Raw genomic sequence first — 11,644 nt, 5'->3', positions numbered from 1 at the left:
AGGCCCGTCCAGTCCGGCCGCGAATCTGCGGCTGGGACTGACTCATTCGCCCGAGCCACGGGTGCTGGATCGCTTCGCCGCCGACGGCTATCAGCTGGTGATGGCCGGACATACCCACGGCGGTCAGGTGTGCCTGCCGTTCTACGGCGCACTGGTGACCAACTGCGGTCTGGACCGCTCCCGCGCGAAGGGGCCGTCCCGCTGGGGCGCGAACATGCGGTTGCACGTCTCCGCCGGGATGGGCACCTCGCCGTTCGCGCCGGTGCGATTCTGCTGCCGGCCGGAGGCCACCCTGCTGACCTTGATCGCCACCCCGATGGGCGGCCGCGACGCGGCCAGCGATCTGAGCCGTTCGCAGCCAACAGCATCGGTGCGTTGACCGACCAGACCCGGATCGCGGGCCGCAGCCGATCACGCTGCTGGACAGACGAAGCGATCCGGCTGATTCAGGCCGATGCCCGCCGTAGCGCCGACACCCATTTGCTGCGCTACCCGCTGCCCTGCGCGTGGAGCACGGGCGGACCCGGCGCTCAGGTCGCGCTGTACCTGAAAGACGAGACGACGCACATCACCGGCAGTCTCAAGCACCGGTTGGCCCGCTCGCTGTTCTTGTACGCGCTGTGCAACGGTTGGATCGACCAGGGCACCACCGTGGTCGAGGCGTCGTCGGGGTCGACGGCGGTGTCGGAGGCTTATTTCGCCGCCCTGCTGGGCTTGCCGTTCGTCGCCGTGATGCCCGCGGCGACGAGCACGTCGAAGGTGGCGCTGATCGAAGCCCACGGCGGCCGTTGCCATTTCGTACAGAGCTCCAGCGAGGTCTACGCCGAAGCCGAGCGGGTCGCACGCGAGACCGGCGGACACTACCTGGACCAGTTCACCAACGCCGAGCGCGCCACCGACTGGCGCGGAAACAACAACATCGCCGAATCGATCTTCGAGCAGATGCGCGAGGAGCGCTACCCCGTCCCGGACTGGATCGTGGTCGGGGCGGGCACCGGCGGGACCAGCGCCACGATCGGCCGCTACATCCGCTATCGACGACACGCCACCCGGCTGTGCGTCGTCGACCCGGAGAACTCCGCGTTCTTTCCCGCCTACGCCGAGGACCGCTACGACATCGTGCTGCCGACCTCGTCGCGTATCGAGGGCATCGGTCGGCCGCGCGTGGAGCCGTCGTTTCTACCGGGCGTGGTCGACCGCATGGTGGCCGTCCCGGACGCGGCGTCGATCGCGGCCGCGCGGCACGTGAGCGCCGTCTTGGGGCGCCGGGTCGGGCCGTCAACCGGCACGAATATGTGGGGCGCGTTCGGCCTGGTCGCCGAGATGATTGGCGAGGGCCGCAGCGGTTCGGTGGTGACGCTGCTCGCCGACAGCGGCGACCGCTACCGCGACACCTATTTCAGCGACGAGTGGCTGGCGGCGCAGGGACTGGATCCGGCGAACGCGGCCGAGGCGCTGGTCGAGTTCGAGCGATCTTGCTCTTGGAAGTGATCTGACGCACCGCGGTTTGGCCAGGCGATGGCCCGGTGCGATAGGCTGTCGAAGCTTCAAGCGGGGTGTGGCGCAGCTTGGTAGCGCGCTTCGTTCGGGACGAAGAGGCCGTGGGTTCAAATCCCGCCACCCCGACCCTTATTCAAGAGACTGACCAGCAGCAGTACGGTCAGTGCTTCTCGCGATCACGTCTAGCTCGACTTCTTGCCGCCTTCGCGACCGGCCGCCTTCTTCTGGGACTGGTTGCCGCCGCTGCCGCTACCGCTGCTACGGCTGCTTTGGCTGCTTCCTGAGCTCTTGCCGCCCCTGCTGGAAGCGCCAGGCGAATTCGATATCGCCGCCGCCCTCGACTTGCTCATTCCCTTCTTGCGCAGGCCCTCATATTGTTTGTCGTTCTTGACGCTCGACCCATGATCTTTCGTCACTTTGGACTCCTCTACCTCGTGCGGCCGGGATACCCGTTTCCAACCGGGAGAACAGCTTTTGCGGCCATGTAAGCCGAGCGCTATTCGGTGTAGCGTCATCGTTGTCCGGCGGGACGTTGGCGTCCGGGACAAATTCACATGGGTTCGGCGCGACGTAGGCGTCCGGGACCCGCGAACCTCCTGCTTCGGTTACCGGAGCGGGCACCCATTGCAAAGGAGGGCTCCCTCCATGACCACCAATCACACGTCGCAGCCGGTGAGTTCGGCACAGCATGACGATCTGCGCGTCACCCTAGCCGTAAGACGAGACAAACTTCTTCGCCAGCGCGTGGATGTACTGGCGCAGATTCGCACGCTTTCCCGGGAATTGGAATCGATCGACCGCCACCTTGAACACATCGCGCACATCGAGGCCGCCCACATCGAGCGCTGATCAAGGCTCGAAACCTGCAGCGTGACGCGTCACGCATTTCGACTCCATCACTTCATCGTCGCGAGGTTGCGCCAGAAGTTTTTGAGGCTGTCCGTTCCGCCGAACAGCGTGGTGAAATTCGTGGAGTCGACTAGCACGATGTCGCCGGACCGGTCGGCGTCCGGCGGCATCCAGATCAGTGCGTTGAATTCGCTGTTGCCCGCCGCGGTAAAGGGATGGGGCCGTTGTGGGTCCACGCGCTGCCTGCCGAGCACGCGCAGCCGGTCGCTTTCCGGCGCGGTGAGTGCGTAGTGCGGCAGGTGCGGGTGGAAGTTCAGCGTGCTGACATCGTCAAGCAGGCCCGGTCCGTCGAGATCGCGGAAGCCGGTCAGCGGTGCGATCTGATTGGTCCCCTCCACCAGCGCGGGGCGCAATCCCCACGTGTTGTGCACGGGGACGTCGAGCGCCTGCATCAGTGAACGCGTGTAGGCGGTGAATCGCTGCTGCCGCGGCACCAGCGGGTCCCCATGGTGCAGGTACTCCACCTGGCGCTGTGCCGGGTCGTCGGTGAAGCCAACGTCGTGGTGCGGTGCCAGCAACAGGCAGGTGCCTTCGCGTTTCAGCCACGCGCGAAGCGCGGCGGTCTCTTCGGCCCGCGCCTCCTCTTCGCCGACGAGATGGTCGAGCCCGAACACCAACAGGGTGTCGGTGTCGGCCAATATCCGTTCGTCGATCAGCTGCTGGTAGCCGGCCTGGTCGATGCGCTGAAACACCGCGACCGGATGGCCGGTCGCGTCGCCGGCAAGCTCTTGGAAGGACAGCGTCGACCGGTGAAACAGTTCCAAGGTGCCGGCGATGCCCTGCAGGAAGTGCGCCTCGTTCCAGTCGGATCCCTCGTACTGGGGCCATGCCGCTCTGCGCACTTCGGTCATCGTCGAAAAGCGGTTGTCCAGCGCTTCGACGTCGCGTTGGGATTCCCACGGATAGCTCCACGTCCAGTAGATGCTGATGCGTCGCCCGCCCGTGCGCGGTCGCACCACGTGGGATTGGTTGTAGGTGCGTGCGGCGGGCAAGGTGCTCATGATGGTTCCCTGTTGTCAGTCGAGCGCCGCGAGATAGCGCATGGCGTTGATTCCCGGAAGGAAGAAGTACGCCCCGCCCGTTAGCGTCGTGAACGCTGGCAGGCCCTTGAGAACTCGGCGGATCGGCCGCTTGGGTATCTTGAATTCCATTGTGCCGTCTTGCGTTCCGCAGATCGGGTCGTGTTCGTTGCCGAGTTCGTGGAACGTGCGGTCGTTGATCCAGACGTTCTGAGCGAATTCGAACTGCCGGATCAAGCTGGCGCCGATGATGAATGCGGCAATGCCACGGTCCGCTCCGTCGTCGGGAGCACCGTCGGCCAGCGCCGGCCCATAGGTGGCCCCGCGGCGAATCATCCTTCGCCGGTTCATGTTGTGCGCGGTGTCGCGCGGGTTGAGCCGTCGAGCGTGGGCGCCCAAAGGACATGCGTATCCGAGCGGGTCCATCTCCTTGTAGTTGAAGTCGTTGTTGCGCATGGGGTCCGCGCCCAGCTCGGGATCATCCCGGTCCGGCGCGAGCACCAAGGGAGCGCCGCTGCGCCAGCGGCCCATGAATTTCGCGGCCAACAACTCCTCGTCATCGGGCGTGCGGGCCTGCGAGCGGATGTAGTCGCGGAACAACGCGACGTGCTCTCGCAGTCGCCGGTACGCCGCGTAGGTACCGTTGCGCGAGAGCACATCCGGTTGGGGGGCATTGGCCACAGGGCCGACCTCATCGGGATAGCCGAGGATGAACTCGCCGGCCTTCAGCGGTGCGCCCGAGCCTGGCGTGGGCTCCTCGCCCGATCCCTCTATCACCGGCTGCGACAACCGATCGCGGAAGCCGAAATGGTCGTGGGCATAGTTGAACGGCGGCGTCGCGTTCAGATCCAGACATGACAACCGCCGCACCCCCGCGCACCTCTGGACCAGGTCGTCATGCGCCCGGGTGGCTCGGGCATGCTCGGCGTCGTCCCGCGCGAACAGGATCGCAATCGCGTGCAGGTCGTCGCCGGCCAGTCCCCCGACCCAGTTGTCAGGGTGGTTTCGACCGGTGTCGCCGAGAATATCGGCCCGTGCGGCCATGCCCTGGCGGAACTCTTCCGGAAAGGTCGCGAGTGCCTCCTGCGGCACGCCGAGCGCCCGAAGACCGTTCCAGGTGAAGCCGAGGGTGACCCATCGCTTGGTGCGGTCCATGGTGTCTCGTACCGACGCGGCGGACTCCACGACGTCCACCAGTTCGGACAGCCAGGCGCGGCCGGCGACAGCATCGTCGAACGAGAGGAACTCGTACCGTCCGGTCATGGCAGGGGTACGGGTCAGCAGGATGTGCTGGATGTCGTCGAGCTCAAGCATCTGCAGGCTCCGATGGGTGTTACTGCATCTGATCCAGCATGGTGCCGAACGCGGCCTTCAGCCGCAGCGCCTTCTTGATCTCGTCGGCGGTGACGTAGGGGTACTCGCCGTATTCCAGAAAGCTCGGGCACTGGTGCTCTCGAACGAACTTGACGAAGGCATCCGGGTTCTCTCGCCAGTCTTCGGGAAAGCCCTCGAGGTTGGTGAAGACGGTGGTGATCCCGGTCTGGCTGAACAGGTGCACCGCGTCCTCGGTGTATTTGTCGAAGTCGGTGTCGAAGATGCCCTGGTACTGGAAGTGCAGCCCCGACCCGATGTCGAAGAGCTGCCAGCGCAGGTAGTGCAGACGCAGCGGGGCGAGAACCTCCGGGTTTGCCCTGATGGCTTCCTCGATCTGTTTGCCGTAGGCGCGAACGGCTTCCTCGCGGCCTTCCTTGACTTTGGCGATGATGGAAAAGCCGTAGCAAGCCGGGGTCCGCGGATACAGCGGTCCATACCGGCCACGCTCGAGTTCGAAATAGCCTTCCTTGGGGATGGCCAGGGCCGCGGGTTTGCTCCACTCGTCTTCGGTTGCCACCATCGTTGCTCCAAAGTCTCGGTGCGCCGGACGCTACCACTTGGCGTCGCCCGCGTAACCCGGTTCGGCGGAGGTGCGGTCGCCCGATCCGTCGGCCGCACATTTCGCCGGGCCGGTGTCGGGCGCGATCACCCGAAACCGGGCCGATATAGTGGATCTCACCGTAGTGCTGAGCAAACAGCATTGACATTCGTCGCCGTCAAAATTCCAAGTGATCGCCTCGCGAGACCGCAGGCAGCTGAAACGGTACGGGGTAATGCCTGCATCGGTCTCGAAGCAAGAGGGCGACACTCAGTGACCAATTTTGACGATCTCACCCTGCTCACCGACGTTTTGCGCGCCATCTATTCGGCGGACGCCGGGGCCTTCCCAGAAGTGCTGGACGACCTGACCACGGCGGCCGCGCGCTGGGTTCCGGGTGCCCAGGAAGCGGGGATCACCGTCACCAGTCGGCAGAACGAGGTGAGCACCCCGTCCGTCACGCACGAGTGCGCCCGGTTGCTCGACGAGTTCCAGCAGCGCCACCTCGAAGGGCCCTGCGTTCACGCCGCGTGGACCCGGAAGGTCGTCGTCGTCGACGACCTCGAAGCCGACGCGCGCTGGCCGAAGTATCAAGCCGACGCGCTCGCGCACACACCGATTCGCAGCGTGCTGTCGCTGCCCATGTTCGCCGACGAGCTGAGCATGGGCGCGCTGAACTTCTACGCCGAACGGCCGCAGTCCTTCTCCGAAGACTCTCGGCGGGTCGCCGCCATGTTCGCGACGATGGGCGCCCTGGCATGGAGCAACGTCGTACGCACCGAACAGTTTCGGGAAGCCCTGAGCACCCGCGACACGATCGGACAGGCCAAGGGCATCCTCATCGAGCGCTACGATCTCGACGACCAGACGGCCTTCAATACCCTGATCAAACTCTCGCAGAGCATGAACATCCCGCTGCGGGACGTCGCGCGCCGGGTGATCGAGGACGCTACCGGGCGATGAGGTCGCGGGCATAGCCGTCTTGTCGGGCCGAACATGCTGTGACCCAACCTATCTCGCTAGGCTTCCCACTCCGGTTCCAGTCGCTGAGTCCTGACGTGCGGCGAGACATCGTGCATGCGTCGCGGGCCCCGCACGACGATGGGCTGGATCCGCGTCCAGCTTCGCAATTGGGTGCGTCCCACCAGCCGGCACTGATGGGTGCTTGCCAATTGGCGGGCCGCCTTGGTGAAGGTCTGGTTGGTCACGACGACCGTCCGATTGCAGCCATGGTGCAGCGCCCCGGCCACGACCTGCTGGACGGCGGCGACACCGACGGCCTTCGCCAGCCTTTTGCATTGGACCGCCATGCGGAGGCCGTCTTTCTTGGCGATCAGATCCACGCCGTAGTCGCCGGTGCTGGCCGTGGGTGCGACGCTGTAGCCCGCGATGCGAAGCTGTGCCGCAACGAATTCCTCGAACTCGGTGCCGGACATCCGGTCGATCGCCCGCAGCCCCGACTTCGCGAATCTGAGATCGCGTCGTCGTTGGGCGTCGGCCTGGTATCGGTCCCGCTGCACCGAAAGCCACCACAGGATGGCAACCGCGACGGCGAGCCCACCGAGCCCGGCCAAGCATCCCGCCGCCGGACTGCCCGTGGCCTTCTGCGTGAAATACCAAGGGAGCGCTAACCCCAGCACGAGGAGCGACCCGAGTATCTTGTCCATGACTCCTCAACGTGCCGTTCGCGCCGACGTCCAGTTGTCCGCTGAACCTAGTGGATGCCGCTGACAATTCAGCGCAACCGGCGCCGTTGAGGGCCGCGCCACAACACGTGGGGCGGCTCGTCCCGTCTGAGAGCGGGTATCAGGCGCAGTCGGCGCACACCGGAAGGCCGGAACCGGAGGCACGCATCCGGCTACGGTGCTGTACTAAAAAGCAGCTCGAGCAGGTGAACTCGTCGGCGCGCTGGGGGATCACCGTTACCGACAACTCTTCCCCGGACAGGTCGGCGCCCGGTAGTTCGAAGAAGTTCACATCGTTGGGGTCCTCGTCGACCACGGCGGTGACGGATCCCTGCAATGCCGGCGCCAGTTCGCGCAGCGAGGGCTTGTCCTGGGTGTCGGCGTCGGATACACGGCGTGCGTCGTAGTCAGTGGTGGTCGCCATCGGAGTTCCTTCCTGCCATGGAACGGGCTGACGCACTTTCCTGTACTCACCCGTGGCGCAGGCAGTACCCAGTTCCGGGGCGGGCTACACCGATGCGGCTCGAAAAGTTGCGGCGACCGTGCGAATCCCAGCGGCACGCGCGGCAAAACCCGGACGCTCAGCTGCTGGGCGGTGGCGCGGGCTGGTCGGAATAGGCGGCGTGCCAGCGCAGTTCGGCGTCGCGGACCTTGCGGTGGGCACGCATCAGCCACGCCGCGCTCAGGGCGCCGAGCACGACAGCCACGATCAGGGCGATGGCGCCGGTCGCCAGATGTCCGGTCGCCACCGCAAACAAGCTCACGGTCAGCGCCATCACCGCGACGGCCGAACCGGCAAGGCCGGGGACGTTGGCGCCGTTCCTGAGGGATTCGCCGGCGTGCTGACGAGTGGTTCGGGCATGGTCGACTGGGGCGTTCTTGCGATAACCCAACGTCATTCCTCGCCGAAGTTATTGTTTACCAGCATCATTCGTACGGCAACGGTTACGGCCCACTCCGCCGACAGGCGCGACGAAACCGCCCCGATGTCGCGGATCACCACGCACGTGTACCCGTCACCCCGGTAGCCAAACGAAACCACCACCGTGTCAGGTGTGGCGGGCATGGGTATGCCGGACACATGACTTCACGATCGCACGCGGGCACGCGCCCCGGCACCGACGCGGGGAGCCCGCACTGATGGCGCGCGGGGGAACACCCGCGGTCCTGTTCGACGTCGACGGCACCCTGGTGGATTCCAATTATTTGCACGTTCACGCCTGGCAACGCGCATTCGATGCCGAAGGCATGGTGGTGGCGTCCTGGCAAATCCATCGCTGCATCGGCATGGACGGATCCCGGCTGGTCCGCACGCTCTCCGATGACGCCCCGGACGACGTCCAGGAGCGGCTCAGCGACAAGCACAGCGAGTACTACCGGGAAATCACGCCGCTGCTGCAGCCCTTGCCCGGTGCCCGCGACCTGTTGCACCGCGTCGCCGACCTGGGCTTACAGGTCGTGCTGGCCAGCTCGGCGCCCGAAGACGAACTGGAGATCCTGCGCAAGGTGCTCGACTGCGACGACATCATCTCCGAGACGACGTCGTCGCGCGACGTCGACACGGCCAAGCCCGAACCCGGCATCGTGCAGGTGGCCCTGGACCGCGCCGGCGTGGATGCCGAGCATGCCGTGTTCGTCGGCGACGCCGTGTGGGACGCACACGCCGCGGCCGGCGCGCGATTGCCCTGCATCGGGCTGCTGAGCGGCGGCATCGCCCGCGCCGAGCTGCAGGACGCGGGCGCCGAACCCGTCTTCGCCGATGCCCGCGACCTGCTCAAGCACCTGGAATCCACCCGGATCTCCGCACTTGCGCCGGGCCGCTGACCGACGAGCTCGCTCACTGGCCGTGCGTGCGCAACACCAGCGGCAGCACCCACCAGAAGAAGACGAACAGCGGCAGCGCGCACGCGCCCGCTATAAGGCCGACATTTCGCCCCGCCACCGCGGCGAAAATGATCGTGGTCAGGCCGATCACGGACAGACCGAGCAAGCCCAGCCCGGCGAAGGCACACCGGTGTGCGGCCGACACGAGGACCTGAAGCCGGTGACGCCGAAAGAGTATCCGGTGCATGGCAACCGGAGCGACCAACAACAGGGTCGCGCACACCGCGCAGACCACGGTCGCCAGATAGATGATGCGCATCGGCGGTCCCAACACGTCGAAGCGTTGCTGGAACGGCAGTGTCAACAGGAATCCGGTCAACAGCTGCACCCCGGTCTGGACGACCCGCAGCTCCTGCAGCAGGCTGTTCCAATTGCGGTCCAGCCGTTGAACTTCGGTTTCGCCTCGCTCACGGCGATCCCACCGCTGGTCTTCTTGCGGATGATCGACGTCCATACCATGATCATCGCACCAGAGCTGGGTGTGGACACCGGATCGGGCCGCCCGCGTTCGACAATATTAGTCCCGAAATCGCCGCTGCGCGGAACCGAATTCGGCGCACCTGCACCAAACATGTTGTCAGGCAAGCGATGGGTACGGCGGAGCCGGCGCGCGAAACGGCCGCCGCCCGCGGGGTGAATCGCTAGCCGTTGAGTTTGCCGTCCCGAACCCCGGTCAACGCGTCGTCGAGCGTCGGGTACAGCGGGAAGGTCTTGTCCAGACCGGTCAGGTGGATCGGCCTGCGGGTGGCCGGGCCGCGTGCGACCACGCCGAACCCGGTCTGCTTACCAAGCTTCTCGTAGGTCGCCGCCAGGATCTTCAGCCCGACCGAACCGAGAAACTCGACCGCGGAGAGATCAATGATCAGTGCCGTCGGGCTATCTGCGACGACCGCGCTGATGGCTTGTTCCAGGGCCGGCGCCGTGACCAAATCGATTTCGCCGCTGACACTGACCACGGACACCCCGTCGTGGTCCTCAACCAACGTGGTAATCGAATCAGGAGCTGACAATGGCAATCCTTCGTCCTGGGCCGTGGCGTGGTTCAACCCTAGCCTGCCGTTACGAACTGCGTGAAGAATATGCCCTCTGCACGTGCCCCGCGACAACCCAAGCTAGTCTCGCAAAGGGAACTGCAGACCGCAGGGCGCGACGTGGCACTCGGGAGGCCAGATGTCAGATTCGCCGTCGGATTTCAACAGTACCGGCACTGCGGCACAGGCCGTGGGCGTTTCCACCGAGGGGCTGCTACCACAGCTGGTTCAGCATCTGCGGCAGAATCGAACCGTTCTGCGCGAGGAGTGGGCCCGCAGGATCACCGAGGCCGAACTGCTCACCGCGATGACCCCGGAGGAGATCTTCTCCGAGGCGACAACCGTGTACGACAGCTACGTCGAGGTGCTCGAGACCGGTAGCGTCGAGGCGTTGCAGGACTACGCGCGTGACCTGTCGGAACGCATCATTCCCCGGGGCGTGGAAACCGACGAGGTCGTCGGCATCGTGCTACTCCTCCGCGACGTGCTGGCGCGGTCGCTGTTCGAGAAGTACCAGACCGACTTCGAGATGCTCAACCGCGTCCTCGACGCCTACGAGCCGGCGGCGAACCGTATCGCCAACACCGTGGCCGTCAGCTTCGTGCAGGAACGCGAGCGCATCATCCGCCAGCAGCAGGAGGCCATCCGCGAGCTGTCGACGCCGGTGCTGCAGGTGCGCGAGCAGCTGCTGATCCTGCCGATCATCGGCGTGCTCGACAGTCAGCGAGCCCGGCAGGTTACCGAACAGCTGCTACGGGCAATCCGCGCGAACCGCGCGAAAGTCGTGGTCATCGACATCACCGGTGTTCCGACCATCGACTCGACGGTGGCCAACCACCTGGTGCAGACGGTCGACGCGTCGGGGTTGATGGGCGCCAGTGTGATCATCACCGGCCTGTCCTCGGAAATCGCGCTGACGCTGGTGACCATCGGGCTGGACCTGTCGAAGATGAACGCCGTCGGCGACCTGCAGGGCGGTATCGAGGAAGCCGAACGCCTGCTGGGGTACGAGGTCACCCGCACCGGCGAGCAAACCGGATAATCACAGTCGACACGAGCACCCCATGCCAGTACCGATTCTGAAACAGGGCTCGATTCTCATCGCGTCGGTACAGGCCGCCCTCACCGATTCCGACGCCGAACGCCTGCGTTACGACCTGATGGAACGGGTCAGCAAATTCCGCGCTCAGGGCATCATCGTCGACGTCACCGCCATCGACGTGATGGATTCGTTCGCCGCCCGATCGCTGCGGACGATCGCGCACATGACCCGGCTGCGCGGCGCGGATACGGTAATCGTCGGTTTGCAGCCGGAGGTGGCCTTCGCGATGGTCCAGCTCGGTCTGGCGTTCGACGACATGAACACCGCGCTGGATCTTGAAGAGGGTCTCGCGCTGCTGAATCGCCAAGCTCTGAATCGCCAAGGCGGAGCAGCGAAGTCAACGATCGGGCCCGACGGTGGCGGCTGATATCGTCGTCGCAATCGATCATCCCGACGACATCGTCGAAGCCCGCAAAGCCGGCCACCAACTCGCACTTGATCTGGGATTCTCCCTCACCGACGTCACGATGATCGCCACGGCGATCTCGGAAATCGCCCGCAACATCACCAGTTACGCCGGCCGTGGCGCGGTTTCCGTCGCGATCGCCGACCGGGAAGGGCGCAAGGCCCTGGTGGTGCGCGCCGAGGACCAGGGTCCCGGC

Annotated in this window: 16 protein-coding genes, 1 tRNA gene and 2 pseudogenes; 9 read left to right on the top strand and 10 right to left on the bottom strand. The window is 65.5% G+C overall.

What is annotated here, in order from left to right; translation table 11 throughout:
- The 3 genes and pseudogenes from A5652_RS13745 to A5652_RS13735 all read left to right on the top strand — a co-directional run.
- A pseudogene (locus A5652_RS13745) lies at positions 1-379 on the top strand (metallophosphoesterase); the annotation flags it as partial.
- Positions 376-1,491, top strand: a complete 1,116-nt coding sequence (locus A5652_RS13740) for a PLP-dependent cysteine synthase family protein (RefSeq protein WP_067351912.1) — start codon at positions 376-378, stop codon at positions 1,489-1,491. The pseudogene A5652_RS13745 and the gene A5652_RS13740, both read left to right, overlap by 4 nt.
- Before the next feature lie 61 nt (positions 1,492-1,552).
- A tRNA-Pro gene (locus A5652_RS13735) sits at positions 1,553-1,626 on the top strand.
- Between the two features lie 56 nt (positions 1,627-1,682).
- Here the strand turns inward: A5652_RS13735 and A5652_RS26760 are convergent.
- Positions 1,683-1,916 carry a hypothetical protein gene (locus A5652_RS26760; RefSeq protein ID WP_082983895.1) on the bottom strand — a complete coding sequence of 78 codons (234 nt, stop codon included), beginning with the start codon at positions 1,914-1,916 and terminating at the stop codon, positions 1,683-1,685.
- 229 nt (positions 1,917-2,145) lie between these two features.
- On the opposite strand from A5652_RS26760, the gene A5652_RS27610 reads away from it, so the two are divergent.
- Positions 2,146-2,349: a hypothetical protein gene (locus A5652_RS27610; RefSeq protein WP_156745322.1), complete on the top strand. Its 204-nt coding sequence runs from the start codon at positions 2,146-2,148 to the stop codon at positions 2,347-2,349.
- 47 nt (positions 2,350-2,396) lie between these two features.
- Here A5652_RS27610 and A5652_RS13725 read toward each other — a convergent pair whose 3' ends face one another.
- The 4 genes from A5652_RS13725 to A5652_RS28955 are packed head-to-tail and all read right to left on the bottom strand — an operon-like array spanning position 2,397 to position 5,481.
- Positions 2,397-3,410 carry a hypothetical protein gene (locus A5652_RS13725; protein ID WP_067351905.1) on the bottom strand — a complete coding sequence of 338 codons (1,014 nt, stop codon included), beginning with the start codon at positions 3,408-3,410 and terminating at the stop codon, positions 2,397-2,399.
- Positions 3,411-3,425: 15 nt separating this feature from the next.
- Positions 3,426-4,742, bottom strand: coding sequence for a peroxidase (locus A5652_RS13720; RefSeq protein ID WP_067351902.1), 1,317 nt, complete (start codon positions 4,740-4,742; stop codon positions 3,426-3,428).
- Positions 4,743-4,761: 19 nt separating this feature from the next.
- Positions 4,762-5,322, bottom strand: coding sequence for a hypothetical protein (locus tag A5652_RS13715; RefSeq protein ID WP_067351900.1), 561 nt, complete (start codon positions 5,320-5,322; stop codon positions 4,762-4,764).
- Positions 5,323-5,352: 30 nt separating this feature from the next.
- Positions 5,353-5,481 (bottom strand): hypothetical protein, encoded by a 129-nt coding sequence (locus A5652_RS28955; RefSeq protein WP_255361837.1) that lies wholly within the window; start codon positions 5,479-5,481, stop codon positions 5,353-5,355.
- Between the two features lie 132 nt (positions 5,482-5,613).
- On the opposite strand from A5652_RS28955, the gene A5652_RS13710 reads away from it, so the two are divergent.
- Complete coding sequence (locus tag A5652_RS13710; RefSeq protein ID WP_067351898.1) at positions 5,614-6,303, top strand: GAF and ANTAR domain-containing protein; 690 nt, start codon at positions 5,614-5,616, stop codon at positions 6,301-6,303.
- A gap of 56 nt (positions 6,304-6,359) precedes the next feature.
- Here A5652_RS13710 and A5652_RS13705 read toward each other — a convergent pair whose 3' ends face one another.
- From A5652_RS13705 to A5652_RS13695, 3 genes are all read right to left on the bottom strand, one after another.
- Complete coding sequence (locus tag A5652_RS13705; protein ID WP_067351895.1) at positions 6,360-7,007, bottom strand: restriction endonuclease; 648 nt, start codon at positions 7,005-7,007, stop codon at positions 6,360-6,362.
- A gap of 139 nt (positions 7,008-7,146) precedes the next feature.
- Positions 7,147-7,449: a DUF4193 domain-containing protein gene (locus A5652_RS13700; protein WP_067351892.1), complete on the bottom strand. Its 303-nt coding sequence runs from the start codon at positions 7,447-7,449 to the stop codon at positions 7,147-7,149.
- 157 nt (positions 7,450-7,606) lie between these two features.
- Positions 7,607-7,924 (bottom strand): hypothetical protein, encoded by a 318-nt coding sequence (locus tag A5652_RS13695; protein ID WP_067351890.1) that lies wholly within the window; start codon positions 7,922-7,924, stop codon positions 7,607-7,609.
- 241 nt (positions 7,925-8,165) lie between these two features.
- Between A5652_RS13695 and A5652_RS13690 the strand changes: the two genes are divergently transcribed.
- On the top strand, positions 8,166-8,849 hold the full coding sequence (locus tag A5652_RS13690; RefSeq protein ID WP_067351886.1) for an HAD family hydrolase: 684 nt from the start codon (positions 8,166-8,168) through the stop codon (positions 8,847-8,849).
- Positions 8,850-8,862: 13 nt separating this feature from the next.
- On the opposite strand, the gene A5652_RS13685 is transcribed toward A5652_RS13690, so the two are convergent.
- Both A5652_RS13685 and A5652_RS13680 read right to left on the bottom strand, forming a co-directional pair.
- Positions 8,863-9,363: a DUF6328 family protein gene (locus A5652_RS13685; RefSeq protein WP_067351882.1), complete on the bottom strand. Its 501-nt coding sequence runs from the start codon at positions 9,361-9,363 to the stop codon at positions 8,863-8,865.
- A 187-nt stretch (positions 9,364-9,550) separates the two neighbouring features.
- Positions 9,551-9,919, bottom strand: a complete 369-nt coding sequence (locus tag A5652_RS13680) for an STAS domain-containing protein (RefSeq protein WP_231990138.1) — start codon at positions 9,917-9,919, stop codon at positions 9,551-9,553.
- Between the two features lie 160 nt (positions 9,920-10,079).
- Here A5652_RS13680 and A5652_RS13675 point away from each other — a divergent pair, with 160 nt between their 5' ends.
- The 3 genes and pseudogenes from A5652_RS13675 to A5652_RS13665 all read left to right on the top strand — a co-directional run.
- Positions 10,080-10,982, top strand: coding sequence for an STAS domain-containing protein (locus A5652_RS13675; RefSeq protein ID WP_067351878.1), 903 nt, complete (start codon positions 10,080-10,082; stop codon positions 10,980-10,982).
- A gap of 22 nt (positions 10,983-11,004) precedes the next feature.
- Positions 11,005-11,409, top strand: a complete 405-nt coding sequence (locus A5652_RS13670; protein WP_067351874.1) for an STAS domain-containing protein — start codon at positions 11,005-11,007, stop codon at positions 11,407-11,409.
- Positions 11,399-11,644, top strand: a pseudogene (locus tag A5652_RS13665) (ATP-binding protein); the annotation flags it as partial. The gene A5652_RS13670 and the pseudogene A5652_RS13665, both read left to right, overlap by 11 nt.

This window comes from Mycobacterium sp. 1165178.9 (assembly GCF_001673555.1).
Lineage (GTDB): Bacteria > Actinomycetota > Actinomycetes > Mycobacteriales > Mycobacteriaceae > Mycobacterium.
The sequence above is the reverse complement of the archived record's forward strand: the minus strand, read 5'-3'. Positions and strand labels throughout refer to the sequence as shown.

What these genes read in the sequence shown, in the direction of transcription:
- A5652_RS13695 (WP_067351890.1), bottom strand. Translation starts at nt 7,924, where the DNA reads ATGACGTTGGGTTATCGCAAGAACGCCCCAGTCGACCATGCCCGAACC.
- A5652_RS13690 (WP_067351886.1), top strand. Translation starts at nt 8,166, where the DNA reads ATGGCGCGCGGGGGAACACCCGCGGTCCTGTTCGACGTCGACGGCACC.
- A5652_RS13670 (WP_067351874.1), top strand. Translation starts at nt 11,005, where the DNA reads ATGCCAGTACCGATTCTGAAACAGGGCTCGATTCTCATCGCGTCGGTA.
- A5652_RS13720 (WP_067351902.1), bottom strand. Translation starts at nt 4,742, where the DNA reads ATGCTTGAGCTCGACGACATCCAGCACATCCTGCTGACCCGTACCCCT.
- A5652_RS13715 (WP_067351900.1), bottom strand. Translation starts at nt 5,322, where the DNA reads ATGGTGGCAACCGAAGACGAGTGGAGCAAACCCGCGGCCCTGGCCATC.
- A5652_RS13685 (WP_067351882.1), bottom strand. Translation starts at nt 9,363, where the DNA reads ATGGACGTCGATCATCCGCAAGAAGACCAGCGGTGGGATCGCCGTGAG.
- A5652_RS27610 (WP_156745322.1), top strand. Translation starts at nt 2,146, where the DNA reads ATGACCACCAATCACACGTCGCAGCCGGTGAGTTCGGCACAGCATGAC.
- A5652_RS13700 (WP_067351892.1), bottom strand. Translation starts at nt 7,449, where the DNA reads ATGGCGACCACCACTGACTACGACGCACGCCGTGTATCCGACGCCGAC.
- A5652_RS13725 (WP_067351905.1), bottom strand. Translation starts at nt 3,410, where the DNA reads ATGAGCACCTTGCCCGCCGCACGCACCTACAACCAATCCCACGTGGTG.
- A5652_RS13705 (WP_067351895.1), bottom strand. Translation starts at nt 7,007, where the DNA reads ATGGACAAGATACTCGGGTCGCTCCTCGTGCTGGGGTTAGCGCTCCCT.
- A5652_RS13675 (WP_067351878.1), top strand. Translation starts at nt 10,080, where the DNA reads ATGTCAGATTCGCCGTCGGATTTCAACAGTACCGGCACTGCGGCACAG.